The following is a 26,232-nucleotide window of genomic DNA, read 5'->3' on the forward strand; positions in this document are numbered from 1 at the left end:
GCGGCTGGAGCGGCACCAACCCCGACACCATCCACTTCGCCTAACCACCACAACACCGACTGCCGGAAGCCCCACCAGGCTTCCGGCAGTCGCCGTGTGCACCATCGGATCACCTGGGATCGACCAGCCAGAGGTGGTCGGCATGCGACGCCGAACTCCCGATGCAAGGCAACGATCGACGAGATCGAGGTGCATCCCACCGAGCGTCTGGCGGTCGTGTCTATGCCGGTTGGCGTGCTGCGGGCAGGGCGCGTTCCTCGATGCCCGCGCCGTCGATCCAGCGGTAGAACATCCGATGCTGCGGCGCGTACGACCATCCGCCGGGGCCGCTGTACGAGCTGCCGAAGTCGCCGTGCGACGGCGGACTTGCGAAGCTGAGGTCAGGTACGCGGGCCACGACGTCGCCATCCAGCGCGACGACGAAGGAACCGTCGCCGTCGGTCAGCGCGACCAGGCAACCCGACTTGGGATCGTAGTGCAGCTCGCCCTTGACCTCGCCGTACCGGTTGCGAGGAAACACGTTGCAGGCCACCAGCGAGCTGGGTGCTAGCCACCGGTCCGCCTGGCCGGTTGAGGGTACGTCCGGAATCTCGAAGAAGGCCAGTTGACGGTATGTGTAGTCGGCGGCTTCGTCCGCATCCAATGTGTCCACGCTGTCGTCCAGGGCGAGCACAAACGTCCGGTCGCCGACGAACGTACACGGCCGGTCCCAGTTGTAACCGAAGGCCGTGGTGACCGGGATGCTGGTCGGCTCGTATCCGGTCAGGAACGCCTCGGTGGAAAAGACCCGCACCATGTCCACCGGGGACCACACCCAGCCGTTGCTCAGGAAATGACGTGAGTCGGGGGAGACGTGCAGCAACGAGTGGAAATAGTCGATGTAGTTGCTCCGCTCGTAGTCCTTGCGGCCCTGCTGGTCGTGGCGTCCGGAGTCCCGGATGCCGCCCCGGCCACGCCATCGATCGCTTCGCTTTCAGGCATCGTTGGCGCGGGCTCGTTGCAGCGGAAGCCGGAAGCCGACGATGATCAGCCAGGCCAGGCCGGTGAAGCGAGCGATCGGCAGCAGGTAGGCGGCGTTGTCGACCAGCAGCGTCAGCGTGGCCACCTCGGCAACTGCTGCGATGGCCAGACCGGTCCACGCGAGCCAGGCCGGTAGCAGCCGCGCGAGCAGGCCCGGAACGGCCACGCCGGCGATCAGCAGGCCCAGCGGGACGACGTGGCCCGGGCCGCCGGCGGCGAAGTTGAGGTATTGCAGTCCGTGTACCAACGCCGGTTCGCCGAGCACCTCCTGCCGGGACAGTGTCCAGGCGAGCAGCCCGGACAGTGCCAGGAAGCCCGACGACAGGACGCCACCGACGAGCGCGATGGTGGCCCCGGGTGCTCGGATGCCGAGCTGGTGGAGGCGAGCCGAGACCGTTGCGGCGTAGATCGCCAGCGGGATCGCGGCACCGAACTGCAGCGCACCGCCGATCTGGACCGCGAGGCGGTGGTCGCGGAAGTACGCCAGGATGTCGGGCGTTGCGCCGAACGGCGAGGGATATGGCTTGCCGTCGGCAAGCACGGTGCTGAGGATCAGCCCGGCAAGGAACAGCCCGGTGAAGATCGCCGCGAGGATGCCCAGCGGTGGGCCGCCCTGGGCTGGTCGACGCCGGGTCTCGGTGCTGGCGACGCTGGTCATCCGATCACCCGTCCGCCGGTGAGGTCGAGCGCCACGCCCGTGATCCAGGACGCCGAGCCCGACGCCAGGAAGAGCACGGCCTCGGCGACGTCCTCCGGCCGGCCGATGCGGCCGAGCGGGAAGAACCCGGCAAGCTCGTCGAGCTGCTCCGCCGTCATGAACTGTTGCATGCGGTCGTTGAGCACCGCGGAAGGCGCCAGGCAGTTGACCCGGATGCCGTGCCGGCCGACCTCGTTGGCGAGGTGCTTGGTGAACATGACCACGCCGGCCTTGGCCGCCGCATAGGCGGCGCTGGCGCGGCTGGGGTGCCGGCCCGCGCTCGACGCCATGGTGATGATTGCGCCGCTGCGCCGTTCGATCATGCCGGGAAGCACCTCGTGCACGGCGAGGAACACCGAGGTCAGATCCGACTCCAGCGTCGAACGCCAGCGGTCGGCGTCGAGTTCCTGGGTCGGTACGGGCTGGCCTTGACCGCCGGCGAACGGCGCGAGGATGTCAATCGGCCCGAAGCCGGCCTCGACGTCCGCGCAGATCCGCCGCACGACGTCAGCGTCGGTGACGTCGCCCGGCACGGCCATCGCCCTGCCCCCATCGTCGTTGATGCGCCGCACGACGCGGTCGACCGCGTCCGTGTCCCGCCCGTTGACCCCGACGCTGACGCCGTTGGCGGCCAGGGCATTGCAGGCGGCGGCGCCGATTCCCCGCGAGCCGCCGGTCACGAGCGCAACCTTGCCCGCCAGATCGGGATGACTGCTGCAGTCCATCGTACTGTCCGTTCTCTCGACGGAATAGTTCTGTGAGGTGAATTGTTCGGCTTCGAGTACCATAGCGCCATGCATTCACGCCGGCAACCCACCCCGAGGGGGGCGGCCTTCCTGCTCACCCAGATCGGCGCGCACGCGGCCGAGGGGTTCGCGCAACGGGTTCAGCAGCTCGGGCTGACACCACCCGACGTCGGGTTGCTGCGCATGATCGCGGGGCAGCCCGGGCGCAGCCAGCAGTCGGTGGCGGTTGACCTCGGGGTCGTGCCGAGCCGCGTCGTCGCCCTCGTCGACAACCTCGACCGCAAGGGACTCGTCGAGCGGCGACCCGGCGAGACGGACCGCCGGCACCACGCCCTGCATCTCACTGCCGAGGGGGAGCAGGTGATGATGGAGATGCGCACCATCGGCTCCGCCCACGACGACGACATCTGCGCAGCGCTGAACGGCGAAGAGCGCGTCCAGCTCGCCGGCCTGCTGCAGCGCATCGCCGAACAGCAGGGGCTCACGCCGGGGGTGCACCCCGGATTCCGCCAGCTGGGTGCGCGCCGCAAACCCAACACCGAGGACGATGCCGTTGCGGGAGACGGCGAACGGCGCACGACCGGGGCACGAAGCCGGCCCGGCCCGGCCGACGCACCCAATTCCCCGGAACGGTAGAGCCGACGACGCGACCACATGTGCCGTGACGGGCCGCCAAACACGACTACGGAGCATCCAGCGGGCGTGGCACGACAAGGGGTACGGCCAAGGGCCGGTGCGGCACGGTCGGGCGGGCGTCCGTTCAGGTGTCGGATGCTCGGAAATCTGCGGCGTGGTCGCGTGCCCACTCGGTGAACGGCCGGGCGGGTGTGCCGGTGACGTCTTCGGCGGTGGGCATCGGACCGGGTTCCGGGGTCACGGCGTGTTTGACCTGCGCGGGATCGGAAGTCCCGCCGGAGTACGCCTGGAACCCGGCGAGGAAGTCGGCGGAGGCCGCCGCGAAGCCGCCCTGGGCGAGATAGAGCTCGCGGGCCTGCGCCGGGGTCACCACGTCCAGGCGGATGTCCGCTCCGATGGCGTCGGCAATGACCCGGATCTGGTCACGGCGGCTGATCAACTCGGGGCCGTACAGGGTGTAGGCGGCGCCCTGGTGGCCGTCCTGGAGCAGGGCGCTCGTGGCCACATCGGCGATGTCGCGTTCGTGAACGGGGTGCCCCGCACGGTCGGGAAACGGTTCACGCACGATCCGCTCGGCCCGGATCGACGGCCCCCACAGCCACAGGTTGTTCAGCATGAACTCGGCGGGCCGCACGTGGGTCCATTCCATCCCGGACGCCTCCACCGCCTGCTCCACGGGGAGGTGGAAATTCGTGTCATGACCGCTGCTCACCGCGCCTGAGGAAAGCGTGACGATCCGCCGGACCCCGGAGTGCTCCGCCCGGCGCACGACCTCCGAGGCGGTTGCCGGGAACGGGAACAGGTACATGCGATCCACACCCCGCAGGGGCGGACCCAGGCTCTCCGGGTCGGCCAGATCCCCCGGGAACACCTCAACGTGCCGGGATGGGGATCGGTGGGATCTGCGGCTGACCACCCGTACTGTCACACCGGCATGTAGCAGCTGCTCGACTACCAGCCTGCCAACGCTTCCGGTTCCCCCGGTTACCAGTATTCGCATTGCTTCTGCTTAGCCCGCTACCTCGGCGGAGGCAAATGCGAACACACCGTTCATATATTGCCATTGACCAGCCCAAACGCCGTCCCCGGGTCATTTTGCGCCATCAAAGTCGAGATAAGAATTCTTCTATTGCCGTGCCGGCGGCGCCGAGGGCGTCCGTGTACGCCCGCAGCGGCCCGGGCGGGCGCAAGCCGTGATCGCCGCCGTCGATAGTGACGACCGCCTTACCCGTCGCGGCGGCGACGTCGGGAAGCCAGAATCGATCGCGGGTGCCTCCGATGAGCAGCGCCGGTGCCGGGTTTCGGGTGATTGCCTCTGCGATGACGTCCATGTGTAAGAGCGGTGTCAGCCAGATCGCCGGGAGTTCCCGCTCGGCCGCGAGCAGGGCGGCATGTGTGCCGAGCGACTTGGCGATAATCACGGGTTGCGCGCCTGGTGTCCGGCCGGCGAGCCGGTGCAGTGCCGCAGACACGTGGGCCCGGACGAATGGCTCCGGCCCGATATCCAGCAGGCCCTCCGGCACGGTCCAGTGCACGACCTCCACGGCTGCGTCGCGGTCGGCCAGCGCCTCGTGGGCAAGGTCAAGCAGAGGCGCCTGCGGGCCGTAACCGCGCCCCGGGACGATAACTCCAGCGATCACCCGGTGACCGTAGCGACCGGGCGAGGCTGCCGTTGACTTAGGGCCTGCCGCTCGGATCCGCGTACCCTCGCTGAGTCGAACACGAAGACCCGCCGAGCGCACCTGACAAAGACGTCCGTCACTCGGCGCACATTTCCACGGGTGACCGAGCGATCCCATACACCCTCGAACACCACTTCCACAACACCTGCGGAACACGAATCGAGAGTGAGCACCATGAACCGGACCATCGTCATCACCGGCGCCAGCTCCGGGATCGGCCTGGCGGCAGCCGAGCAACTGGCTGCCAACGGCGACCACGTCGTCCTGGTCGGCCGCAACCCGGCCCGCCTCGCCGCGGCGGTCGACCGGGTGCGCGCCGCCGGCAACGGCCGGGAGCCGGGCCAGTTCCGCGCCGACTTCGAGTCTCTCGATCAGGTACGCGACCTCGCCGCGTACCTGATCGGCACCTACCCGAAGATCGACGTCCTGGCCAACAACGCGGGCAGCATGATCGCCAACTACCGCCGCACCCCGGACGGCTTCGAGGCCACCATCCAGGGCAACCACCTAGCCCCGTTCCTGCTGACCAACCTGCTGCGGGAGCGCCTGGCCGGCGCCCGGGTGGTGAACACCGCCTCCGGCATCCACCGCCAGGTCCGCCCCGGCGCCAACGGCCTCACCGACTTCACCGGTGACCCGCAGAAGTACCAATCGTCCCGGACCTATGGCTGGAGCAAGTCCGCGAACATTCTTTTCACCGCCGAGACGGCCCGCCGCTGGCCCGACGTGACCAGCGTCTCGTTCCACCCCGGCATCGTACGGTCGAACTTCGCAAGCGACCGCGCTGCCGCACGATTCTTCTTCCGATACGCCCCATTCCTGGTCACCCCCGAGAACGCCGGTGCGCGGCTGGTTCGACTCGCCACCCTCCCGGCCGCCGACCTCGCCAACGGCGCCTACTACGAGGCCGACAAAGCGAACAACGCGACCCGACCCGCCGCCCACGCGAACGACCCGGCCGCTGCCGCCACGCTCTGGGATGCCAGCGCCAAAGCGGTCGGCCTGTAAGAACCCGGCGATATCCGGTTCCGGCTCGGCATCCGTTCTATGCGTGGCGGCCGGGCAGTGCTCGTCACGGACGCCGCTGCCCGAAGTCATTCGCGAATACGGCCGCGGTCAGGAGATACTGCTGCCCCTATGAAAATCACGATCAATGCGCCGGCCGCGGTACTGCTGGCCGGCACCCTCGCCCTCACCAGTGGGTGCGGCGACGAGTCCACCCCCACCCCCTCGGCGGCCTCGGCCCCGGCCACCACGACCGCCGCGGCGAGCCCGCCGGCCAGCCCCACGCCGCCCCCGGACGCGGGCCCGGCGCTGGCCAAAGCCGTCGCCGCGACCACCGCGAGCGACTTCTCCTTCTCGCTCAGCGAAAACGGCGAGAGCGTGACCGGCAAGTACGATGCGGACACCAAGGGCGTCCGGCTGGACCACCCCGAGGGCGCCCAACACACCCTGTCGATGACGGCGATGGGCGACGACTTCTGGGTCGAGGTCGAGCCGAACACCTTCGGCCACTACAGCAACGCCAAGATGCCCGACGGCAACCCGCTGCTCTTCCTCAGCGCCCCGGTCGCCGCCCTGGACCTCCTCGCCGGCGCGGGCGGCGTGACCGTCGATGGCAACGGGGAGTACAAGGGCGCGATCGACCTGACGAAGGTCTCGAAGACCAATCCGGCCGTCGTGCACCTCGTCTCCGACTTCACCGAACACGTCGGCGCGTCCGCGACGGCCCTGCCGTTCACGGCCAAGCTCGACCCGCAGGGCCGCATCGACAAGGTCCAGATCGACCTGGCCCACGGCAACACGGACGGCAACACCGTCGTCTACGGCTTCTCCGCCTTCGACTACGGCAAGCCGGTCTCCGTGACCAAGCCGACCGGCAGGATCGTCGAGATGCCGGCCCAGGCCTACCAATAGCCTCGCGATCTAATGGCCTGCGCCCTCGCGCTCACCAGCGCGTGCGGCGACTCGACCCCACCCGTGGCCGCCGACCCGGCGGCCACGGCCCCTTCGCCCAGCGCCATCCCGGCCGACGGCCGCCCGGCCCTGGCCAACGCCGTCGCCGCAACGCTCGCGGGCGACTTGCGTTACCTTCGCAACCGTCGACTGTTGCGCTCGTAACATGGCCTCTGTGGATGAGGTGGCACAGCCTGAACCCTTGCTGCTGATCAGCACGTCCAGCGCCGGTGCGGCGGCGAGTGTACGGGTGATGGTCTGGCGAAAACTGCGCTCGCTCGGCGCGCTCTACCTGCAGCAGTCCGTGTGCCTGCTGCCGGCCCGCCCGCCGATCGTGCGGCAGGTCCAACGCCTGGCCGGACGGGTCCGCGCCGAGGGCGGCACCGCGCAGGTCTACACGATCACCGTGCCCGACCCGGCCGAGTACGCCGACCTCGTCGGACAGTTCAACGCCGCCCGCGACGCCGAGTACGGCGAAGTCTGCGAGCGCACGCCCGAGCTGCTCGCCGAGCTGGCCACCGAGACCGCGCGCGGCCGCGCCACCTACGCCGAGGTCGAGGAGTCCGAGGCGGACCTGCAGCGCTTCCGCGCCTGGCTGGCCAAGATCACGGCCCGGGACCACTTCGGCGCGCCCGGACGCGGCGCCGCCGTCGAGGCGGTCGAGGCGTGCGCCCGGGCCCTGACCGAGTTCGAGACCGCCGCCCTGCACGCCGAGACCGGGCCCGAACCGTCCGCCGAACCGGCCGGGAGCGCACCGGCGCCGGGCGGGGCGGAGGGCCGGCGACCACGGCGGCGGACCGTCCCCGCCACCGACCAGCCAGGCGCCGCATGACGAGGCTCAGCGACACCCGGGCCACCGGCGGACCACGCGACCCCGGCCGTCTCTCCGGCACGGCCGCCACCGGCGATGTCCCCGCCTACAGCACCGCCGCCAGCGCCGTCCTCGAGGCGCTCGGCAGCGGCCCCGACGGCCTGCAACCGCAGGCGCGGGCCGACCTTCTGGCCCGGTACGGGCCGAACGTGCCCGGCAAGGTGCGCCGGCCGAAGCGGTGGCTGCCGGAGCTCGCCGAGTCGTTTACGGAGCCGCTGCAGCTGCTGCTCATCGCCGTCGCCGTGCTCTCCGCCGTGTTCGGGGAGCTGTCCGACGCGGTTGCGATCGCCGCCGTCATCGCCGTCGTGGCGGTGCTGGAGACCAGCACCGAGATGCGCGCCGCCCGGTCGATCGAGGCGCTGCGGGCGATGACCGCCGCGACCGCGCGCCTCGTCACTCCCGCCGGCGTGCATGAGGTCCCGGCCGCGCAGCTTGTCCCCGGCGACGTGATCGCCGTCGAGGCCGGCGATGTCGTCCCCGCCGACGCCCGGCTCCTCGACGCGCGGGGCCTGCGCGTCGAGGAGTCGACGCTGACCGGTGAGGCCGCCGCGGTCGGCAAGAGCGCCGTCCCGGTCCCGCGGGGCACGCCGCTGGCCGCCAGGTCAAGCATGCTGTACGCCGGCACCGCCGTCGTCGCCGGCGGCGGCCGTGCGGTGCTCACCGCTACCGGCGCACACAGCGAGCTCGGCCGGCTCGGCCGGCTCGTCGCGGACACCAAGGAACCGCCGACCCCGCTGCAGCGCGCCCTGTCGCAGCTCGCCCGGGCCGTCCTGGTCATCGCGGTCGCCGCCAGCGTCGCGGTACCGCTCGTCGGCGTGCTCGCCGGCCAGCCGGTGCGCGACATGCTGCTCTCCGGGCTCACCGTCGCCTTCGCCACCGTCCCCGAAGAGCTGCCCATCCTCGTCGTCGTCCTGCTCGCCGTCGGCGGCCGCCGGCTGGCCCGCCGCGGCGCGTTGTTGCGTCGGCTGCGGGCCGGGGAGACGATCGGCGCGGTCGACGTCGTTGTCACCGACAAGACCGGCACCCTCACCGAGAACCACCTCCGGCTCACCGAACTCGTCGGCGACCGCCGGAGGATCCTGACCACCGCCGTCGCCGCCTATCCGCCCGGCGGCCGCGAACCGATGGAGCAGCAGCTGCTCGGCGCGGCCGCCGCCGACGGCATCGCCGATCCCGGCCCGGCCGTTGCCGGACACCCGTTCGACCCGCAGCGCAAGCTGCTCAGCCGCCTCCACCGCACGTCCGGCAACCGGCTGCGGCTCGCCGTGGCCGGCGCCCCTGAGGCCGTCCTGGAGCGGTGCACCCTCGACCCCGCCGAGCGGACCCGCCTCGAGGCCCTGGTCGCCGACCGGGCCCGGCAGGGCCTGCGCGTCGTCGCGTTCGCCGAACGTGATCTCACCGATGCCCCGGCCGACCGCGACGGGGCCGAGGCCGGACTGCGGTATGCCGGGCTCGCCTGCTTCGCCGACCCGCTGCGCCCCGACGTTGCCGCCGCCGTCGCCACGCTGCACGGCGCGGGCGTCGCCACGATCGTCGTCACCGGCGACCATCCCGGCACGGCCGCCGCCGTGGCCGCCGAGGCCGGCCTGCCCGCGGGTCGCCTGGTCGCCCGCGGGGACCGCCTCGCCGACGCCACCGACGACGACCTCGCGTCGCTGCTCGAGCACGGCACCGTCGTGGCCCGGGCCACCCCGCCGTCAAACATCGCCTCGTGCGGGCCCTGCAGGCCAGCGGTCATACGGTCGCCGTCACCGGCGACGGCGCCAACGACGCCCCCGCCCTCGCCGCCGCCGACGTCGGCATCGCCATGGGCCGCCGCGGGGCCGACCTCGCCCGCGCCGCAGCCGACATCGTCCTCACCGACGACGCCTACCCCACGGTCGTGGCCGCCGTGGCCACCGGCCGCAACATCGGCGCCCAACTGCGCCGCGCCGTCGCCTTCTACCTCGGCGCCAAGCTTGCCCTCGTCATCGTCCTGCTCGCCGCCCTCGCGGCCGGCCTACCCGTGCCGTTCGCGCCGGTCCACATCGTCCTGCTTGAGATCTTCATGGACCTCGGCGCCTCCGTCGCGTTCGTCGCCGAGCCCGCCGCCCCGCACGCGATGCGCCGCCCGCCCCGCCCCGCCGGCACCCGGTTCCTGGACCGCCCCGCCCTGGCCGCCATCGCCACCGTCGCGGTCACGCTCACGGTGGCGGTCCTGCCCGGCTACCTGCTGCTGGCCCACGACTCGCCGGCCATGGCCCGGGCCGCCGGCGTCCTCGGCTGGCTCGCCGGGCACGCCCTCATCGCGTGGACCCTGCGCACGCAGCCCGGACTTTCCTGGCGTACCAGTGCCGCCTTTCCCGTCTGGGCCGTCACCGCCACCTTCGTCGCGGTGGTCGCCACCCTCACGCCCGCCGGCCGGCTGCTGCACCTCGCGCCGCTCAATGGCCGCGACGTCGCCGTCGTCGCCCTCACCATCGCGATCGCCGTCGGCCTCGCCACCGCTGGCGGTCGCGCCCTGCGGCTGCCGGACCGGCTGTAACCCGGCTGGCCGGTTACCGACCGGACGGCGCCGGTGCCGATGACTCGGGCCCGCCGTGTTCGAACGTGCCGCCGTCCGGCGCTACTCCCGGCGCAGTACCCGCACGAAGTATGCAGAGGCACCGGCGTGCGTCGATTGTCTACCGGGGGCGGACGATGCCACGCGCCCGGGTCGCGACGATCGGTGCCATGCCAGAACAAACGTTGTCCCCACACGCCGCTGACGTCGTCCCGGCCCCGGCGGCGCGGCGGCGGCCGCTGCGCCGGGGCCCGCTGCTGATCACGTCGCTGCTGGCCGCCACGGGCGGTGCGCTGATCTACCTCGCTCCGCTGGCCGCGGTGTGGCGGACCGCGTGGCCGTACGCCCTGCTGTTCGCCGCGGTGGGCGCCGCGCAGCTGGGTGCGGTTGCCCGCGTGCTGGCCCGTCCGACGCTGCGCCGGGTACTGCTGGCCGCCGCCGCGGCACTGGCCGTACTCATCGGGTGGCTCCTGACCCGCGGCACACCGGCCCTGCCCGGCCCGTCGCCGTGGATACCGGCCGACTCGGTGATCGGGTTCACCGACGCCATCTGCGCGGCGCTGCAGGCCATCGGCGTAGCGGGACTCGGCATCGTGTCGGCCCGTCATGTGCTCGCGTCCCGCGGGCCGGACGAGCGGGCCCCGCGCCGGCCGCGGCTGCGCCGGGTGGCTGGGGCGATCGCTGTCACGCCGGTGACGCTGGTCGTGCTCGTGGCCACGTTCGTGGGGTTCAGCGGGGCCAGCGACGGGTTCGCGGGAGCCGGGTTTCCGGGCGGCGCCGCGCCCCGCCACCTGCCCGCCGGCAAGCGCAGCACGGTGGAGTACTGCCGGATGGGCGGGGTTCCCCTGGCCATGGACGTGTACCTGCCGCCGGCCGGCGCCGCGACGCCCGGCCGTGGCGCGCCCGTGGCGATGTACATCCACGGAGGCGGCCTGGTGCTCGGCGACCGGAAGCTTTCCGGGCTCGGCGCGTCACTGTCCAACCACGAGGCCGCGCTGTTCACACCGCTGCAAGAACGGCTGAACGCCCACGGCTACCTCGTCGCCTCGATCGACTACCGGCTGACACCCGCCGCCCCGTGGCCCGCCCCGCTCGACGATGCCACATGCGCGGTGCGGTTCCTGCGGGCGCACGCCGCCGATCTCGGCGTCGACCCGTCCCGTATCGGTGTGTGGGGTTCCAGCGGCGGTGGCTGGCTCTCCTCGATGCTGGGTCTGACCGACCGCCAGGGGGTGTCCGGCCCGTACGCCGAGCAGTCCAGCGCGGTGCAGGCCGTCGTCGACATGTTCGGCCCGACCGACCTCAACGACTTCGCCGACGCGCCGCCGTTCATCCGCTTCCTGCTCTGGGCCGGTATCGGCTCGTCCACGGCCACCCGCCGCTCGGCCAGTCCGATCAACCACATCCGCGGCGATGCGCCGCCGTTCCTGATCCTGCACGGCGCGCAGGACGAGGACGTCGCCCCGCGCCAGTCCGTCCGGTTCGCCGAGCGGCTGCGCACCGCCGGTGTGCCTGCCACGTTCGTCGAGGTCGCCGGCACCGGGCACACGCTGGCCACCCCCGGACAGCGCCCGTCGGCACAGGAGGTGACCGGCATGGTGGTGGACTTCTTCACGGCGACGCTGCGATGACGCCCCACCGGTGGCAATCGGATGTCCGGGCGCTTACCGTGGGCGCGTGTCGAGGGGCGGGCTGGCGTTGCGGCGGTGGATGGCCGATGCCGGGATCGTGCTCGCCGTGCTGGTCGCCGACGAGATCGCGATAGCGACCGGCCGCGAAGTGGGTTCGGTCGATCGGGACTGGTTCGCGTACGCGCTCGGGGTGGCGATGGCGGTGCCGTTGCTGCTGCGCCGGCGCTACCCGACGGTCGTGCTGTACGTGGTCTCCGCGGTGTTGTTGCTCTTCTACGCCCTCGACTATCCGGGGTTCCCGCCGGGGCTGGTGCTCGCGGTGCCGCTGTACGACGCGACCCGCGCCGGGCGGTTGTGGTGGGCGGTGCCGGTACCGGTCTTCTTCCTGAGCGCCGGCGCCATCGCGCTGATCGCGCACCGGGGGACACCCGCGCTGGACGTGCTCTCCGCGTTCCTGCCGCAGGCCGCGACGATCGCGGTGGCGATCCTGCTCGGCGCGCTGATCCGCAGCCGGGCCGCGTACGCCACCGAGGTACGGCACCGGCTGGCCCACGCCGAGCGGGAGCGTGAGCTGGAGGCACAGCGCCGGGTCAGCGAGGAGCGGCTGCGGATCGCCCGCGACCTGCACGACACGGTGGGGCACGCGATCGCCACCATCACCGTGCAGTCCGCCGCCGCGCTGCAGCTGCTGGACCGAGACCGGGAGCGCAGCCGGGAGGCGCTGGAGGCCATCCGTGGTACCGGCCGGGCGGCGCTGGCAGAGATGCGGGCCACCCTCGGTGTCCTGCGCTGCGGGGACCCGGCCGCTCCGCCGGAGCGGGACGCCGGCCTGCACCGGCTACCCGAACTGCTGGGCGCGGTGCGGGCCGCTGGTCTGCGGGTCGAGGTGGACAGCGATCTCGCCGGCCAACGGCTGCCGAGAGCGGTGGATCAGGCGGCGTACCGGGTGCTGCAGGAGGCGCTGACCAACGTGCTGCGACACGCCGGCCAGCAGGCCAGCGCCGCGGTACTGCTGAGGGCGACGCCCGAGTCGCTGACCGTCGAGGTGCACGACGACGGGTCGGGCCCCGGCGCCGCTGACGCACCGAGGGACGCCCCGGGCGGCGGACGCGGCCTGAAGGGCATGCGGGAACGCGTCGAAGCGCTGGGCGGGCGGCTGACGGCCGAGCCCCGGCCGGACGGCGGTTTCCGGGTCCGGGCGATACTGCCCCGGGATGCGCCGGAGGCGCTGGAAGGTGAGGCGTCGTGATCCGGGTGTTGCTCGTCGACGACCAGGCCCTGGTGCGGGCCGGCTTCCGGGCGCTGCTGGAGGGCGTGCCCGACATCGAGGTGGTGGGCGAGGCCGGCAACGGTGGCACGGCGGTAGCACTCGCCCGGCAGCTGCGCCCGGACGTCGTGCTGATGGACATCCGGATGCCCGATGTGGACGGCATCACCGCCACACGCCTGATCACCGGCGACGCCCAGCTGTCCGGGGTCCGGGTCCTGGTGCTGACCACGTTCGCCGAGGAGGACAACGTGTTCGCCGCCCTGCGCGCCGGCGCCAGCGGCTTCCTGGTCAAGGACACCGACCCGGACGAACTGGCGCAGGCGGTGCGCGTGGTGGCCCGCGGCGACGCGCTGCTGTCGCCCAGCGTCACCCGGGCGGTGATCCGACGCTCGGTCCGGTCGGAGCAGCCCGCGGCCAGGCCGAGGCCCGAAGCGCCGGAGCTGACCCTGCTCACCGCCCGGGAGCGGGAGGTGGTGCAACTCGTCGCGGCCGGGCTGAGCAACGACGACATCGCGGTCCGTCTGGTGCTCAGCCCGCTCACCGCGAAGACGCACGTGGCGCGCGCGATGGCGAAGGTCGGTGCGCGGGACCGGGCCCAGTTGGTGGTCTTCGCCTACCAGAACGGCCTGGTCACCCCGGACGGATACGACGCCGGGTAGCGACGCCGGCCCGGGTTTCCCGCGGCGGGTGCCCGAGCGCGCAGAGCGCCCGAGGTGCCCGTTACACGGTTCGAGGTGGGCTCAGCCGGGGCCGGCCGTCGAGCTCGGCCATCCACCCGCCGCCGACGTACAGGCCCACGTGGTGCAGGTCGCTGGAGCAGTCCGGCGTCGGCTCAGTCATGCTCGCGCCGCTGGAAGTGGGATGCCCGGTCGCCGAAGACCGAGGCGTCCGTCTCCCACCAGGGGCGGTCGAGGCCGTCGCCGGGGTCCTCGGCGCCGGGCGAGCCGCTGCCGCCGCCCGCTGCGACGGTGTCCAGCGCCGCGTCGACGGTCCGGGCCTCGCGGGCGTCGGCCCGGACCCACTGCAGCAGGAGCAGGGCGAGGAACGGGACGTCGACGGCCTCGCCGATGCCCCAGAGGAGGTCGCCGCCGAGTTGCTGGTCGTGCAGGAGGCTCCCGCCCCAGGGCCGGCCGAGGGCGGCGAGGTACGCGTCAGCGATCACGTGGGTGTCGAGCCGGATCACGATGCCGGGCACGGCGTCGGCGAGCAGCTCGATCAGCGCGAACATGAGGGCCAGGAGATACGGGACGGGTGCCGCGATGGTGTCGGCCTCCCAGATCGGCACCAGGACGGCGAGTCCGGCCAGCAGCAGCGCTAGGTGACTCACGGACGCGAGCAGCGGATGCTGCAGGGTTGCCTGGTACCAGGGTGTGAAGAAGATCAGGAACGGGATCACGGCGAGCAGGAGCGGACTTATCACCGGTACCGTGAACAGGCGGGCCGGTCGGCTGTTCAGGACTGCGTCGAGCCGCGCCGACCCCGCCGGCCCGAGCGCGGCCTTGGCCAGCCCGATCGGCCGGCCCAGAGCGAGCAGCAGCGGAACCACCATGAGCAGGGCGACCACCTGCAGCGCGTACGCCGAGAACAGCACCGGGGCATAGACGCCGAGCCAGCCCATCGTGGCCGCGGCGAGGGCGACCAGGCCCAGGCCGAAGAAGGCGGCGGTGCGCGTCGCCGGCCAGTGCCCACCGGCGCGGCGGACCCGCCAGACGCCGATCAGGTAGCCGGCTGCCACGACCACCATGGCGGCCAACATCAACGGGTCGGCGTGCCACGTGCCCGGTGCGGCGGCGAAACTGGGCGCCGGTGGCCCGCCATAGGTGATCACACTGAGTACCTCCCGCCGGTCGCGCAGTTCTCCGCGTCCGATGCGCCAACTCTATGCGCGGCGGTAGGCGAGGCCGTCGGCGACCGGGCGAGGCAGCGGCGGCGCGCCGCGCAGTCGCTCAAGGTTCACCTGCGGTCATGCACCGCGGCGGTGGTGGCCGGGCACCGGCGACCCCGGCAGCGCCTTGCCGGGGTCGATGCCGGGTGTGATCGAGTCGAGCCCGCCGCGTCGAGGAGACCCTGGACCTGCTCGAGGCGGGCTCAGCCGGGGCGGCGGTAGCCGGCGATGGGCCGGCCGTCGAGCTTGGCCATCCGCACGTAGTCGCCGCTGGTGGGTGCGTGCACCATCCACCCGCCGCCGACGTACATGCCCACGTGGTGCAGGTCGCTGTAGAAGAACACGAGGTCACCGGGGCGCAGGTCGGCGCGGGAGACGGCCTTGGCGTCGTCCCACTGCCACTTGGTGTAATGGCGCAGCGTGACCCCGGCGGCGGCCCAGGCCGCGAGTGTGAGGCCGGAGCAGTCGTAGCTCTTCGGACCGGTCGCGCCCCAGACGTACGGCTTGCCGATGAGCTCGCACGCCTTCTTTGCCGCCGTGCCGCCGGCGCCGCCGAGGTAGTCGACCGGGCACGCGACCGGCTTGAGCGTGCCGGTGGCACCGCTGCTGCCGTACACCTGCTGGCGCAGCTTCTGCAGATCGGCGACCTTGCCCTCGATCTGGGTCTTCTTCGCCGCGAGGTCGGCGTCCTGCACCGACTGCTGGGCGATGAGCCCGTCCAGGGTCTGCTTGTCGCTGGCCAGCTTGTCCCGCGCCGCGGCTACGCCCGCGATCTGCGCGTGTTCGTTGCGGGCGATGGCATTGACCATGGCGAGCTGGTCGAGCATGTCGGTCGGGGTGGACCCGGACAGCAGCACCTGCATGGTGGTGACCCGGCCCACCTTGTACTGCCGGGCCGCAATCTCACCGATCTTCCCCATCGCCGCTTCGACCTGGTCCTGCAGGGGCTGGAGTTGCTGCTGCAGCGCCGCCGCCTTGGCCTGGTTCTCCTTGAGCTGGCTGTGGACCTGGTTGTACTGCTCGATGGTCGGCTCGAGCTGGTTCCACATCTCGTCGATCTGCTGCTCCAGCTCCGCCGGTGTCGGCTCGGCCTGCGCGGTGCCGGTTCCGGAGAGCAGGATCGCCACGGCGGCGAGGAACGCGATGACGGCGCGGGCCGGCGTGGCCAGGGTTGCGGTGGAGTGTCGCGGGCGGCGTGGCGGCACGTGCTGCAGGCTCCCTTTTCCCTCGGCCATACCAGATTGGTAGACGCGGTCGGGCGAGCAACGTGTGCACCACCGCGGTCGCACCGCAGCCGACCCTACGTACTGGGCGTACCGTGCACAAGTAATGCGTCGACCGATTGCCGGACAGTGCGGACAACGACGCGGTGCGTAGTTGAACGCAGCCGACTGGCGTGCCGGCTGGTCGGGGTGTGCGTCAGCCGCGGCGCATCAGGCGTCCGACGGCCGCCATCATCTCGGTGGCCATCTCCTCGCCCTTGCCCTCCTCGGCGCCGTGGCGCATGCAGTGGCGGGCGTGGTCGTCGAGCAGCCCGAGCGCCACTTTGTCCAGGGCCGCCTGGATGGCGCTGATCTGGGTGAGCACGTCGATGCAGTACCGGTCCTCGTCGACCATCTTCTCCACGCCGCGGACCTGGCCCTCGATGCGGCGCAGGCGGCTCTGCAACTGGTCCTTGGTGGCGGTGTAGCCGCGGGTGGGGGTGGTCATGAGTTCCACTGTAGCGAACCCCCAGGGGGTACTGCCTGTTTTCTACCCCTGGGGGGTACAGGTATATTGGATGTCGAGCGCAACACCGGACCCTCCGGGACCACAGGCTTCGATACCGCGGGCCGACAGCAGAAGGAGACCGTCATGACGACGCAGACCTACACCGTGACCGGCATGACCTGCAGCCACTGCGTGCAGTCCGTCACCAGCGAGATCGGCAAGCTCGACGGCGTCCAGAACGTCCAGGTCGACCTGGCCAGCGGCGCCGTCACCGTCACGAGCGCGCAGGCGCTCGACGACGCCGCGGTCCGCGCCGCGGTCGACGAGGCCGGATACGAGGTGGCGAGCTAGCCGTGCGTACTGCGCTCAAGCTCGGCGCCTACGCGCTGGGGCTGGTGGCCGTGTTCGCCGCGGCGGCCGGGGTCGGCAGCATCGCCGGCCCCGCCCCCGCCCCGGCCGCCCACTCCGATACCCGGCACTCCGCCACCACGCCCACCACCGCAGGTCACGACGCTTTCGCGTACCTGCCCGGTGGGTTGCAGGTCGCCGAGGACGGCTACCGCCTCCAGCCGCTCACCACCACGCTGGGCACGACCGGCGCGGCGCCGTTCCGCTTCCGCGTCCTCGGGCCCGACGCCCGGCCGGTCACCGGCTACGCGGTCAGCCACGACAAGGAGTTGCACCTCATCGTGGTGCGCCGGGATCTGTCCGGGTTCCAGCACCTGCACCCGCAACGCGACCCGGACGGCACCTGGAGCGTGCCGCTGGCCGTGGCCACGCCCGGGCAGTACCGGGTGTTCGCCGACTTCCAGCCGGCCGGGCACGGGCGCCCGCTGACCCTCGGCGTCGACGTGCCCGCCCCCGGCGACTACCAGCCCGCGGCCCTGCCCGCCCCGCAGCGGACCGCGACCGTGGACGGCTACACCGTCGCCCTCGACGGCGCGCTGACCCCCGGTACCGCGTCGAAGCTGACCCTGACCGTGACCCGGGGTGACGCCCCGGTCACCGACCTGCAGCCGTACCTCGGCGCCTACGGGCACCTCGTCGCCCTGCGTGACGGCGACCTCGCCTACCTGCACGTCCACCCCGACGGCGCGCCCGGCGACGGCCACACCGCGGCCGGCCCGCACGTCACGTTCTTCGCCGAGGTGCCCAGCGCCGGCACCTACCGCCTGTTCCTGGACTTCCAGCACGCCGGGACGGTCCGTACCGCGGAGTTCACCGCCGTCGCCGGCACCGCGCCGGCGACGGGGCATGGCGAGCCCGGCCACACGCACAGCTGACGGAGGCACCGATGGCATCCCCGACCCGGCCGCTGATCGCGGTACCGAACCACATCGAGCTGACCATCGGCGGCATGACCTGCGCCTCCTGCGCCATGCGGATCGAGAAGAAGCTCAACCGCGTCGAAGGGGTCACGGCCACCGTCAACTACGCCACCGAGAAGGCCACCGTCACCTACACCGGCGACCTCACCCCGCAGGACCTGATCACCGTGGTCGAGCAGACCGGCTACACCGCCGCCCTGCCCGAGCCGCCCGACACCGGCGGCACCGCGGCCGAGCCGATCGACGAGCTGCGCGGCCTGCGCACCCGGCTGTGGGTGACGTTGGCGCTCGCCGTCCCGGTGATCGTCCTGGCGATGGTCCCGGCGTGGCAGTTCACCTTCTGGCAGTGGGCGTCGCTGACCCTCGCCGCGCCGGTCGTCGTCTACGGCGGGTGGCCGTTCCACCGGGCCGCCTGGACGAACCTGCGCCACGGAGCGGCCACCATGGACACGCTCGTCTCGCTGGGCACGATCGCCGCGTTCGGCTGGTCGCTGTGGGCACTGTTCCTGGGCACCGCCGGCACGCCCGGCATGACGCACCCGTTCGAGCTGTCGATCGAACGCAGCGACGGCGCCGGCAACATCTACCTCGAGGCCGCCGCCGGCGTCACCCTGTTCATCCTCGCCGGCCGCTACTTCGAAGCCCGGGCCAAGCGCCGCGCCGGCGCGGCCCTGCGCGCCCTGCTCGAGCTCGGCGCCAAGGACGTCGCCGTCCTGCGGGGCGGCGTGGAGACCCGCATCCCGGTCGAGCGGTTGACGGTCGGGGACCGGTTCGTCGTGCGGCCGGGCGAGAAGATCGCCACCGACGGCGTCGTCGAGGACGGCACCTCCGCCGTCGACGCCAGCATGCTCACCGGCGAGTCCGTCCCGGTCGAGGTCGGCCCCGGCACGGCCGTGGTCGGCGCGACCGTCAACGCCGGCGGCCGGCTCGTCGTGCGCGCGACCCGGGTCGGCGCCGACACACAGCTGGCCCAGATGGCCCGCCTCGTCGAGGAGGCACAGGCGGGCAAGGCCGCCGTGCAGCGTCTCGCCGACCGCATCTCCGGGGTGTTCGTACCGATCGTCATCGCCCTCGCCGTGGCCACCCTCGGCTACTGGATCGGCACCGGCACCGGGCTCACCGCCGCGTTCACCGCCGCCGTCGCGGTGCTCATCATCGCCTGCCCCTGCGCGCTGGGCCTGGCCACCCCGACCGCGCTGCTCGTCGGCACCGGCCGCGGCGCTCAGCTCGGCATCCTCATCAAGGGCCCCGAGGCCCTGGAGTCCACGCGCCGCGTCGACACCGTCGTGCTGGACAAGACCGGCACCGTCACCACCGGCCAGATGAGCCTCCACGATGTCGCCGGCGCCGAGGGCACCGACGCCGGTGACGTGCTGCGCATCGCCGGCGCGCTGGAGGCCGCCTCCGAGCACCCCATCGCGCGGGCGATCGCCACCGCCGCGGCCGAGCGGCACGGACCCCTGCCGGCGGTGACCGGATTCGGCAACGCCGAAGGGCTCGGCGTCCGGGGGACCGTCGAGGGCCGCACCGTGACCGCCGGCCGGGCGAAGCTCCTGCTCGACGACGGCCTGACCATCCCGGACGAGCTGCGCGCGGCCCAGAGCGCCGCCGAGGCCGCCGGCCGCACCGCAATCCTCGCCGGCTGGGACGGCCGGGCCCGGGGGCTGCTCACCGTCGCCGACGCGGTCAAGCCGACCAGCCGTCAGGCGATCGCCGCCCTGCGCGCACTCGGGCTGACCCCGATCCTGCTCACCGGCGACAACGCCACCGTCGCCCGTACCATCGCCGAGCAGGTCGGCATCGGCGAGGTGATCGCCGACGTCCTGCCGGCGGACAAGGTCGACGTCGTCAAGCGCCTCCAGGCCGACGGCAAGGTCGTCGCGATGGTCGGCGACGGCGTCAACGACGCCGCCGCCCTCGCGCAGGCGGACCTGGGCCTGGCCATGGGCACCGGCACCGACGTCGCCATCGAGGCGTCCGACCTGACCCTCGTCCGCGGCGACCTGCTGGCCGCCGTCGACGCGATCCGCCTGTCCCGGCGGACCCTGCGTACCATCAAAGGCAACCTGTTCTGGGCGTTCGCCTACAACGTCGCCGCCCTGCCGCTCGCGGCCGCCGGGCTGCTCAACCCGATGCTCGCCGGCGCCGCGATGGCGTTCTCCTCCGTGTTCGTCGTCACCAACAGCCTGCGCCTGCGGCGATTCAAGCCCGGCGCACCCGAGCAGCAGCGCCCGAGTGGCCGCCAAGCTGAGCCCCGCAGTAACGGGTTGCCGTAGCAGCCACGCTACGGCACAGGCCGGGCCTCACCACGCACCCAATCGCCGTCCCGCCGGATCCGGCACTCCCAACCGATTCCGCGCAGCCGGCGCTCCAGCTGCTCCGGCTCCACGAAGTTCTTGACGACGCGGTACGTGCTGCCGTCCCGCAGGCGCCGCTCGACGATCTCGCCAGCGCCGGTCAGATAGGTCTCCTTGTCCCGGACATCGACATGTTCGTCGATGAACAGCACCCGGCCGCCATCCGCCAGCAGCTGCCGCAGCAGCAGCCAGAACGGCTCGAACAGGCTCGTCGGCACGTGGGACAGCCACGCAGAGAAGAAGATCACGTCAAACCGCACCGCCGTCGTCCACGAGAAGACATCGGCAACCTCGAACCTGACGTTCGCCGAGCCGACCCGCTCGCGAGCGATCGCCACCGCCTCGGGCGCCGCGTCGATCGCGGTCACCGCCCCGGCCGCGCCGGCAAGTGCCTCGGTCCACAGCCCGGTACCACACGCGATCTCCAACACCGTCCCGCCTGGCCGCATCTGCGCGACGAGCCGGGCGATCCGCGCACGAGCAGCCGCAACATCGCCATACGCCGTCACGTCATACTCGCCCGCGCGCCGGCGGTAGTACTCGGCCTGGCTGGCCAGCACCTCATCGGTCATCGCCCCATCATCCGCAACGGGATCGCGCAGAGCGCCAACGAGGCGGCGCGGATCCCGCGCGAGAGGCGCGGCAACCTTCTGCCGTACGTCGCGGGTATGGAGACTGACCAGGTTTCGGTGGCCGATCGGGGGCACGGGTGGACCGCGACAGCGAGCTCGATTTCCGCGACTTCGTGCTGGTCGCCTATCAGCGCCTTACGCGTACCGCGTATCTGCTGTGCGGCGACCGGTACGAGGCCGAGGACCTCGTCCAGACCGCGCTCGCCCGCGCCGCGCTGGCCTGGCACCGGCTCGACGCGGCGCCGGATGCGTATGTGCGCAAGATCCTCGTCAACGTGTTTCGCAGCAGCCGGAGCCGTCGCTGGCGGCAGGAGATCCCGGTCCAGGCCGTCCCCGACCGCGGCCTGGCCGATGCCGCCTCGATGATGGACGACCGCGATGTGCTGCGCCGGGCCCTCGCCGAGCTGCCGCCGCGGCAGCGCGCGGCCGTGGTGCTGCGGTTCTACGAGGACCTGTCCGAGCAGCAGGCCGCCGCCGTGCTCGGCTGCTCGGTCGGCACCGTCAAGAGCCTGACCTCACGCGGGCTGCAGCGGCTGCGCCGCGACCTGCCCGCCGAGAAAACCCATGCGCAGCCCGCGGAGGTGGACCGATGACCGACAGCAACGAGCTGCTGCAGCAGCGGCTACACGATCTGGCCGATGAGCTCGGTCCGTTGCCGGTGCCGCACGAGGAGATCCGCCACCGCACCCGCCGGCTTCGCGGTCGGCGCCGGGCCGGCGGCCTGGCAGCGCTCGCCGCCGCGGTCGCGGTCGTGACCATCGGCGTGGCGCTGGTGGCGCGACCGACGCCGATGCCCGTCACCGCCGCCGACGGGCCGTTCCTCGGCTGGCCGGTCACCGGCAACGCCACCGGCACGAGCCTGCTGGCCGAGGCGGTACAGGTCTGGGACTCCACCCTTGCCTCGGGCCCGCACACCGACATCCATGCCCTGCTCGTCGAGCGCGACCCGGTCCTCCTCGGCCCCGTCGTGGTGCTCGAAGGCCGCGACGCGCAGGGCGAGCCCCGGCTGGCCATCCTGACCGGCACCGCCGACGACCGCGACGCGCTGCGCCTGCGGGCCGACCGGCCGGCGCCCGACCCGGTCACCACCCGGGTGGTGAGCATGGTGAGCGGACGATTGGGTACCGCGACGGGCATCGAGCCGCTCGACTCCCGCCCCGCCGCCTGGCTGTTCGCGCTCGGCGCGCCGGGGGTGACCGGCTTCGGCTACCACTCCACGGCCGTGGACCAGGAACTGGTCGAGGGCGGCGGCCCGGACCTGGGCCGGCGGCTGCTCGTGTCGCTGCCGCCCGGCGCGACGCCGATCAACACCACCGTCATCGCAAGGCATAACGGCACTGTCGTCTTCCGCGGCCCGGCCGACGGCGGCGCCATTGGCGACGCGGTCGCCGTGCCGGCCACGGTCCTGGCCCGCTCACCCGACCATGTCCGAATCCAGGGCTCGCCGCGCGCCCTCATCGCTGGCCTGCTGGTCGCGACGCCGGATGGCCTGCTCGGCCGGATCACCGCGGCGAGCGGCGAAGAGGCCGACGTGGAACTGGTGACCGCCGCCTCGTTCAGCATCGATGCGCTGACCGACATCACGTACCGGCCGCTGCGGGTGGCTGGCGCCGGCGGCAGCGCCCGGCTGGACCGGATACCCGCGGACGCGAACGTGGTCGCCACGAACCGGATCGTGACCGTCGACCCGGCGCAGCACTCCGACCGGCTGGGCACGCTGACGGTCGGCCGCGTCGGCACCACCGGCCACGACCTGGTCCCGGCAACGGCAACAAGCGACCTATCCCGGGTGTACGTCATGGTGGAGTACGAAGCCGCGAGTCGATGAGCCACCGCCTCCATACCCGCAGCCCGCTGGAGCAAGGCAGCCGTTTCCTCATGCCGGGTGGTCTCCTGCCGCCGTACGACATCTGTGGGGTGAACATCCGGGCGGTTCCGGCGCCGCCGCGCTCCGGCCGCGCTTCGGCCGCGCCCGCCATGACCGGTGCGGTGGTGCCGCCGGGCGAAGCAAGATTGGAGGTGGCGCCGCACCGGCGTCGTGTGGCGAGAGGAAGGACAGGTGTCGTGAGCATTTCCCGCCGCCTGGCCGATCTGTTCCGGATCAAGGCCAACAAGGCCCTCGACCGGGCCGAGGATCCCCGCGAGGTGCTCGACTACTCCTACGAACGCCAGCTGGAGATGCTGACGAAGGTCCGCCGCGGCGTGGCCGACGTCGCCACCAGCCGCAAGCGCCTGGACCTGCAGCTCGCCCAGCTGCAGCAGGCCGCCGACAAGCTGGGGGAGCAGGCCGCGCAGGCGGTCGACGTCGGCCGCGACGACCTCGCCCGCGAGGCCCTCACGCGCCGGGCCGCCGTCACCGCCCAGATGGATGAGATCACCGCCCAGCGCGACGCGCTCAGCGGCGAGGAGGCCAAGCTCACCACCGCCGCCACCCGGCTGCAGGCCCGGGTGGAGGCGTTCCGCACGCGCAAGGAGACCATCAAGGCCACCTACACCGCGGCCGAGGCGCAGACCCGCGTCGGCGAGGCGGTCTCCGGCATCTCCGAGGAGATGGGTGACGTCGGGCTGGCCGTGCAGCGCGCCGAGGACCGCACGGCGCAGATGCAGGCCCGCGCCGGTGCGATCGACGAGCTGCTCACCTCCGGCGCGTTGCAGGACGCCACCGCGACGACTGCCGGCCGCGACGACCTGCAGGCCGCTCTCGACGCGGCGCGCGGCGACCAGGGCGTCGACCGTGAGCTGGCCGCGCTCAAGGCCGCCCGGCCGGCGCCGGCCGTGGGCGGGCGGCCGGAGCCTCGCGCGGTGGGCGGGCGGCCGTCGGACGAGGAGGCCCGGCGATGATCATCAGAATTCTCGGCGAGGGCCAGTACCGCGTGCCGGACTCGGCGCTGGGCGAGCTCAACGCGCTCGACGCCGAGGTCCAGGCGGCCGTCGACACCGGCGACCGGGCCGCGTTCCACGCCCGGCTGGGCGACCTGCTCGCCGCCGTCCGCGCCCGCGGCACCGGCGTGCCCGACGCCGAGCTGACCGCCTCCGGTCTGGTCCTGCCCGGGGCCGACAGCGACCTGGCGGATGTGGCCGCGCTGCTGGGCGACGAGGGCCTCATCCCGGGCTGAGGAGCCGGCGATGCGTACGAGGTTCCGCCCCGACCACCGGCTGACGGCCCGGATGGTGCTGACCGTGTTCCTGCTCGGGCTGGTGTACGTGGCGTTCGTCGCCGTGCTCGTCACCCTGCTGCGCTCGTGGGTGGCGATCGTGGTCATCGCCGGCGGCGTGCTGGCCGTGCAGTACTGGTGCTCCGACCGGATCGCCCTGGCCGGCATGGGTGCTCGGATCGTCGACCCGCAGCAGCAGCCGCGCCTGCACGGGATCGTCGACCGGCTGTGCGCCGCCGCCGACATGCCCAAGCCGCGCGTCGCGGTGGCCGACACCGACCTGCCCAACGCGTTCGCCACCGGCCGCAACACCGAGCGCGCGGTGGTGTGCGTGACCACCGGCCTGCTGCGCCGGCTCGACACCGGCGAGCTGGAGGGGGTGCTCGCCCACGAGCTGTCCCACATCGCCCACCGCGACGTGACGGTCATGACGCTCGCCGCGTTCCTCGGCGTCGTGGCCGGCATGGTCACCCGCTTCATGTTCTACTCGCAGCTCTTTGGCGGCCGCCGCCGCGGGGGCGACCAGACGTACCTGCTGCTGGGGCTGGTCATGGCCGTCTCCGCGATGGTGTACACGCTGAGCTTCCTGCTGATCCGGGCCCTGTCGCGCTACCGGGAACTGGCCGCGGACCGCGCCGGCGCGACGCTGACCGGCCGCCCCTCCGCGCTCGCCTCCGCGCTGACGAAGGTGACCGGCGACATGGCCCGCATCCCGACCCGCGACCTGCGCACCGCGCAGGCGTTCAACGCGTTCTTCTTCACCCCCGCGGTCGGGGCGCGCCCGAGCCTGGCGACCCTGCTCTCCACGCATCCGAGCCTGCAACGGCGGCTGGACCAGCTGGCGCAGATCTCGGCCGAACTTCAGGAGGCGGCACCGGAGGCATGAGATTCCTCGACGCGCTGCTGGGGCGCACGAAACCGGTCCAGCCCGACCTCGACGCCCTGTTCGCGGTCCCGGCCGCGGCCACCACCCTGCAGGCGGCCCTCGACCTCGTCGCGACCGGTGCCGGCGCCGTGTGCTTCAAGACGGCCGAGGGCCAGGCCGCCGCGCGGGCGCAGGCGGACGCGCTGGCGCTGCTCACCGCCGACCAGGCCGCGCGGGTGGCCGTCAGCCAGGACGAGTACGGCTACACCTGGATCGCCGGGCGGCGCGACCCCGACGACCTCGCCGGCCTCGTCACCGACCTGCACGCGGTCAACAGCACCCTCGCCGACGCCGGCTACGGCCCCAGCCTGCTGTGCACGGTCATCGGCTTCACCGGCGCCGGCGTGCGCCGGCTCGGGCTGGTGTACCTGTTCAAGCGCGGCACGTTCTACCCGTTCGCGCCCACGGGGGCGCACAGCCGCGACAACGCCCTGGAGCTGGAGGTCCGCGCGCAGCTCGGCGGCGAGCTGCCGGTCGAGGCCGACCTCGGCCGCTGGTTTCCGATCTGGACGACCCCGGCGCTGTAGGCCCGCCGCGGTAACGGGCCCGGCCCATCGGCTCATCCCCGGCGCACGCACAGCCTGCGCCGCTACGCCCTTGACGTGCAGGTGCGCGTGAAGGGCAGCGCCCGGCGCACGCCGCAGCTGCCCGTCGTCAGCGTAGGAGCTACCCGCCAGCCCGGCAGTTCCCGCCGGCCCTCGATCACGAGCCGGCGACGCTCCTGCCGATGAGCGCCTACCCGCTGTGATCGCGCGTCGGGCCGACGGCCCGTGCAGCACCCTGTGCCGGAATGCAAAACCGCAGCTCAGCACCTTAATTCAAGTCCTATATTGACTTGCCTTCGGGTGTCGGAATAGCCTCCGGTGGATCTGTTAACTACCTTGACAGATCCGACCCCTGCCGTCGCCTGCGCGGTCGGCCGGGGACTGCTCCCGCCCGACGCGCGGACCACCCCCAACCATATGGTCCGGGTGCGGGCGCCGCCCAGAAAGGGATCAGTACGTGACACCCTCATTCACTGCCCGGCGCTGGCCTCGTCGCCGCGTCGGGTTCGCCATCGCCGCGACGGTTGCCACCGTCGTCGGCGTGACTGCCGTCGGTATGACGGCGGCCTCGGCCGCTTCCAGTGGGCCGATCACCGGGTTCGGCGGTAAGTGCGTCGACGTTGCCGGGGCCAGTTCGGCCAACG

General features: G+C 72.5%; 28 protein-coding genes and 1 pseudogene. 19 read left to right on the plus strand and 10 right to left on the minus strand.

Translation table 11 applies throughout. The annotated features are described in order from the left end of the window. Positions 1-220 precede the first annotated feature (220 nt). From AB0M46_RS44550 to AB0M46_RS44560, 3 genes are all read right to left on the minus strand, one after another. On the minus strand, positions 221-862 hold the full coding sequence (locus AB0M46_RS44550) for a hypothetical protein (protein ID WP_363346460.1): 642 nt from the start codon (positions 860-862) through the stop codon (positions 221-223). A 111-nt stretch (positions 863-973) separates the two neighbouring features. Further along, positions 974-1,678 (minus strand): DUF4386 domain-containing protein, encoded by a 705-nt coding sequence (locus tag AB0M46_RS44555; protein WP_363346462.1) that lies wholly within the window; start codon positions 1,676-1,678, stop codon positions 974-976. Then, the gene (locus tag AB0M46_RS44560; protein WP_363346464.1) at positions 1,675-2,517 is read right to left on the minus strand and encodes an SDR family NAD(P)-dependent oxidoreductase; all 843 of its coding nucleotides are present in this window, start codon (positions 2,515-2,517) and stop codon (positions 1,675-1,677) included. The genes AB0M46_RS44555 and AB0M46_RS44560 overlap by 4 nt, the downstream gene beginning before the upstream one ends. On the opposite strand from AB0M46_RS44560, the gene AB0M46_RS44565 reads away from it, so the two are divergent. Further along, positions 2,512-3,099 carry a MarR family winged helix-turn-helix transcriptional regulator gene (locus AB0M46_RS44565; protein WP_363346466.1) on the plus strand — a complete coding sequence of 196 codons (588 nt, stop codon included), beginning with the start codon at positions 2,512-2,514 and terminating at the stop codon, positions 3,097-3,099. The genes AB0M46_RS44560 and AB0M46_RS44565 overlap by 6 nt on opposite strands. A 124-nt stretch (positions 3,100-3,223) precedes the next feature. On the opposite strand, the gene AB0M46_RS44570 is transcribed toward AB0M46_RS44565, so the two are convergent. Both AB0M46_RS44570 and AB0M46_RS44575 read right to left on the minus strand, forming a co-directional pair. Beyond that, positions 3,224-4,099, minus strand: coding sequence for an NAD(P)H-binding protein (locus tag AB0M46_RS44570; RefSeq protein WP_363346468.1), 876 nt, complete (start codon positions 4,097-4,099; stop codon positions 3,224-3,226). 103 nt (positions 4,100-4,202) lie between these two features. After that, positions 4,203-4,739, minus strand: a complete 537-nt coding sequence (locus AB0M46_RS44575) for an alpha/beta hydrolase (protein WP_363346470.1) — start codon at positions 4,737-4,739, stop codon at positions 4,203-4,205. Positions 4,740-4,955: 216 nt separating this feature from the next. Here AB0M46_RS44575 and AB0M46_RS44580 point away from each other — a divergent pair, with 216 nt between their 5' ends. From AB0M46_RS44580 to AB0M46_RS44620, 9 genes and pseudogenes are all read left to right on the plus strand, one after another. Next, positions 4,956-5,789, plus strand: a complete 834-nt coding sequence (locus AB0M46_RS44580) for an SDR family NAD(P)-dependent oxidoreductase (RefSeq protein WP_363346472.1) — start codon at positions 4,956-4,958, stop codon at positions 5,787-5,789. 129 nt (positions 5,790-5,918) lie between these two features. Then, on the plus strand, positions 5,919-6,698 hold the full coding sequence (locus tag AB0M46_RS44585; RefSeq protein ID WP_363346474.1) for a hypothetical protein: 780 nt from the start codon (positions 5,919-5,921) through the stop codon (positions 6,696-6,698). Between the two features lie 12 nt (positions 6,699-6,710). Then, entirely contained in the window at positions 6,711-6,902 is a 192-nt protein-coding gene (locus AB0M46_RS44590) for a hypothetical protein (RefSeq protein WP_363346476.1), read from the plus strand. 10 nt (positions 6,903-6,912) lie between these two features. Next, complete coding sequence (locus tag AB0M46_RS44595) at positions 6,913-7,569, plus strand: Chromate resistance protein ChrB (RefSeq protein WP_363346478.1); 657 nt, start codon at positions 6,913-6,915, stop codon at positions 7,567-7,569. Further along, positions 7,566-9,137 (plus strand): annotated as a pseudogene (locus AB0M46_RS44600) (HAD-IC family P-type ATPase); the annotation flags it as partial. The gene AB0M46_RS44595 and the pseudogene AB0M46_RS44600, both read left to right, overlap by 4 nt. Further along, complete coding sequence (locus tag AB0M46_RS44605; protein ID WP_363346514.1) at positions 9,065-10,132, plus strand: cation-translocating P-type ATPase; 1,068 nt, start codon at positions 9,065-9,067, stop codon at positions 10,130-10,132. The pseudogene AB0M46_RS44600 and the gene AB0M46_RS44605, both read left to right, overlap by 73 nt. 188 nt (positions 10,133-10,320) lie before the next feature. Continuing rightward, on the plus strand, positions 10,321-11,781 hold the full coding sequence (locus tag AB0M46_RS44610; protein WP_363346480.1) for an alpha/beta hydrolase: 1,461 nt from the start codon (positions 10,321-10,323) through the stop codon (positions 11,779-11,781). Positions 11,782-11,827: 46 nt separating this feature from the next. Then, positions 11,828-13,030: a sensor histidine kinase gene (locus AB0M46_RS44615; protein WP_363346482.1), complete on the plus strand. Its 1,203-nt coding sequence runs from the start codon at positions 11,828-11,830 to the stop codon at positions 13,028-13,030. Then, a complete protein-coding gene (locus tag AB0M46_RS44620) occupies positions 13,027-13,710 on the plus strand; it encodes a response regulator transcription factor (protein ID WP_363346484.1) in 684 nt (227 codons plus the stop codon). The genes AB0M46_RS44615 and AB0M46_RS44620 overlap by 4 nt, the downstream gene beginning before the upstream one ends. 173 nt (positions 13,711-13,883) lie before the next feature. Here the strand turns inward: AB0M46_RS44620 and AB0M46_RS44625 are convergent, their stop codons facing one another. The 3 genes from AB0M46_RS44625 to AB0M46_RS44635 all read right to left on the minus strand — a co-directional run bounded on the left by AB0M46_RS44625 (position 13,884) and on the right by AB0M46_RS44635 (position 16,646). Further along, complete coding sequence (locus AB0M46_RS44625) at positions 13,884-14,795, minus strand: cytochrome c oxidase assembly protein (RefSeq protein ID WP_363346486.1); 912 nt, start codon at positions 14,793-14,795, stop codon at positions 13,884-13,886. Between the two features lie 344 nt (positions 14,796-15,139). After that, positions 15,140-16,171 carry a C40 family peptidase gene (locus AB0M46_RS44630; RefSeq protein WP_363346488.1) on the minus strand — a complete coding sequence of 344 codons (1,032 nt, stop codon included), beginning with the start codon at positions 16,169-16,171 and terminating at the stop codon, positions 15,140-15,142. A 184-nt stretch (positions 16,172-16,355) separates the two neighbouring features. Continuing rightward, entirely contained in the window at positions 16,356-16,646 is a 291-nt protein-coding gene (locus tag AB0M46_RS44635) for a metal-sensitive transcriptional regulator (protein WP_363346490.1), read from the minus strand. Between the two features lie 144 nt (positions 16,647-16,790). Between AB0M46_RS44635 and AB0M46_RS44640 the strand changes: the two genes are divergently transcribed. From AB0M46_RS44640 to AB0M46_RS44650, 3 genes are read left to right on the plus strand one after another with little or no spacing between them, the layout of a single operon-like run. Beyond that, positions 16,791-16,997, plus strand: a complete 207-nt coding sequence (locus tag AB0M46_RS44640; RefSeq protein ID WP_363346492.1) for a cation transporter — start codon at positions 16,791-16,793, stop codon at positions 16,995-16,997. Positions 16,998-16,999: 2 nt separating this feature from the next. Beyond that, positions 17,000-17,929, plus strand: coding sequence for a hypothetical protein (locus AB0M46_RS44645; protein WP_363346494.1), 930 nt, complete (start codon positions 17,000-17,002; stop codon positions 17,927-17,929). Positions 17,930-17,940: 11 nt separating this feature from the next. Beyond that, the gene (locus tag AB0M46_RS44650; protein WP_363346496.1) at positions 17,941-20,250 is read left to right on the plus strand and encodes a heavy metal translocating P-type ATPase; all 2,310 of its coding nucleotides are present in this window, start codon (positions 17,941-17,943) and stop codon (positions 20,248-20,250) included. Between the two features lie 8 nt (positions 20,251-20,258). On the opposite strand, the gene AB0M46_RS44655 is transcribed toward AB0M46_RS44650, so the two are convergent. Next, positions 20,259-20,903, minus strand: a complete 645-nt coding sequence (locus AB0M46_RS44655; RefSeq protein WP_363346498.1) for a class I SAM-dependent methyltransferase — start codon at positions 20,901-20,903, stop codon at positions 20,259-20,261. A 137-nt stretch (positions 20,904-21,040) separates the two neighbouring features. Here AB0M46_RS44655 and AB0M46_RS44660 point away from each other — a divergent pair, with 137 nt between their 5' ends. The 6 genes from AB0M46_RS44660 (at position 21,041) to AB0M46_RS44685 (ending at position 25,570) form a co-directional block, all read left to right on the plus strand. Further along, positions 21,041-21,556, plus strand: a complete 516-nt coding sequence (locus tag AB0M46_RS44660; protein ID WP_363346500.1) for a SigE family RNA polymerase sigma factor — start codon at positions 21,041-21,043, stop codon at positions 21,554-21,556. After that, the gene (locus AB0M46_RS44665) at positions 21,553-22,791 is read left to right on the plus strand and encodes a hypothetical protein (RefSeq protein ID WP_363346502.1); all 1,239 of its coding nucleotides are present in this window, start codon (positions 21,553-21,555) and stop codon (positions 22,789-22,791) included. The genes AB0M46_RS44660 and AB0M46_RS44665 overlap by 4 nt, the downstream gene beginning before the upstream one ends. A gap of 236 nt (positions 22,792-23,027) precedes the next feature. Next, complete coding sequence (locus AB0M46_RS44670) at positions 23,028-23,804, plus strand: PspA/IM30 family protein (protein ID WP_363346504.1); 777 nt, start codon at positions 23,028-23,030, stop codon at positions 23,802-23,804. Further along, the gene (locus AB0M46_RS44675) at positions 23,801-24,079 is read left to right on the plus strand and encodes a hypothetical protein (protein ID WP_363346506.1); all 279 of its coding nucleotides are present in this window, start codon (positions 23,801-23,803) and stop codon (positions 24,077-24,079) included. The genes AB0M46_RS44670 and AB0M46_RS44675 overlap by 4 nt, the downstream gene beginning before the upstream one ends. A 10-nt stretch (positions 24,080-24,089) precedes the next feature. Next, positions 24,090-25,004, plus strand: a complete 915-nt coding sequence (htpX, locus tag AB0M46_RS44680; RefSeq protein WP_363346508.1) for a zinc metalloprotease HtpX — start codon at positions 24,090-24,092, stop codon at positions 25,002-25,004. Further along, entirely contained in the window at positions 25,001-25,570 is a 570-nt protein-coding gene (locus AB0M46_RS44685; RefSeq protein WP_363346510.1) for a hypothetical protein, read from the plus strand. The genes htpX and AB0M46_RS44685 overlap by 4 nt, the downstream gene beginning before the upstream one ends. Positions 25,571-26,038: 468 nt before the next feature. Here AB0M46_RS44685 and AB0M46_RS44690 read toward each other — a convergent pair. Continuing rightward, positions 26,039-26,232 (minus strand): hypothetical protein (locus tag AB0M46_RS44690; RefSeq protein ID WP_363346512.1); only part of this gene is annotated, 194 nt, incomplete at its 5' end.

It is taken from the genome of Dactylosporangium sp. NPDC051485 (assembly GCF_040682015.1).
In the GTDB taxonomy this organism is placed as follows: domain Bacteria; phylum Actinomycetota; class Actinomycetes; order Mycobacteriales; family Micromonosporaceae; genus Dactylosporangium.

Bases quoted from the DNA above. Each gene is read 5' to 3' on its own strand.
- AB0M46_RS44555 (WP_363346462.1), bottom strand. From the start codon at position 1,678: ATGACCAGCGTCGCCAGCACCGAGACCCGGCGTCGACCAGCCCAGGGC.
- AB0M46_RS44565 (WP_363346466.1), top strand. From the start codon at position 2,512: ATGCATTCACGCCGGCAACCCACCCCGAGGGGGGCGGCCTTCCTGCTC.
- AB0M46_RS44560 (WP_363346464.1), bottom strand. From the start codon at position 2,517: ATGCATGGCGCTATGGTACTCGAAGCCGAACAATTCACCTCACAGAAC.
- AB0M46_RS44570 (WP_363346468.1), bottom strand. From the start codon at position 4,099: ATGCGAATACTGGTAACCGGGGGAACCGGAAGCGTTGGCAGGCTGGTA.
- AB0M46_RS44580 (WP_363346472.1), top strand. From the start codon at position 4,956: ATGAACCGGACCATCGTCATCACCGGCGCCAGCTCCGGGATCGGCCTG.
- AB0M46_RS44585 (WP_363346474.1), top strand. From the start codon at position 5,919: ATGAAAATCACGATCAATGCGCCGGCCGCGGTACTGCTGGCCGGCACC.
- AB0M46_RS44590 (WP_363346476.1), top strand. From the start codon at position 6,711: ATGGCCTGCGCCCTCGCGCTCACCAGCGCGTGCGGCGACTCGACCCCA.
- AB0M46_RS44610 (WP_363346480.1), top strand. From the start codon at position 10,321: ATGCCAGAACAAACGTTGTCCCCACACGCCGCTGACGTCGTCCCGGCC.
- AB0M46_RS44625 (WP_363346486.1), bottom strand. From the start codon at position 14,795: ATGGTGGTCGTGGCAGCCGGCTACCTGATCGGCGTCTGGCGGGTCCGC.
- AB0M46_RS44630 (WP_363346488.1), bottom strand. From the start codon at position 16,171: ATGGCCGAGGGAAAAGGGAGCCTGCAGCACGTGCCGCCACGCCGCCCG.
- AB0M46_RS44635 (WP_363346490.1), bottom strand. From the start codon at position 16,646: ATGACCACCCCCACCCGCGGCTACACCGCCACCAAGGACCAGTTGCAG.
- AB0M46_RS44640 (WP_363346492.1), top strand. From the start codon at position 16,791: ATGACGACGCAGACCTACACCGTGACCGGCATGACCTGCAGCCACTGC.
- AB0M46_RS44650 (WP_363346496.1), top strand. From the start codon at position 17,941: ATGGCATCCCCGACCCGGCCGCTGATCGCGGTACCGAACCACATCGAG.
- AB0M46_RS44655 (WP_363346498.1), bottom strand. From the start codon at position 20,903: ATGACCGATGAGGTGCTGGCCAGCCAGGCCGAGTACTACCGCCGGCGC.
- AB0M46_RS44665 (WP_363346502.1), top strand. From the start codon at position 21,553: ATGACCGACAGCAACGAGCTGCTGCAGCAGCGGCTACACGATCTGGCC.
- AB0M46_RS44675 (WP_363346506.1), top strand. From the start codon at position 23,801: ATGATCATCAGAATTCTCGGCGAGGGCCAGTACCGCGTGCCGGACTCG.
- htpX (WP_363346508.1), top strand. From the start codon at position 24,090: ATGCGTACGAGGTTCCGCCCCGACCACCGGCTGACGGCCCGGATGGTG.
- AB0M46_RS44685 (WP_363346510.1), top strand. From the start codon at position 25,001: ATGAGATTCCTCGACGCGCTGCTGGGGCGCACGAAACCGGTCCAGCCC.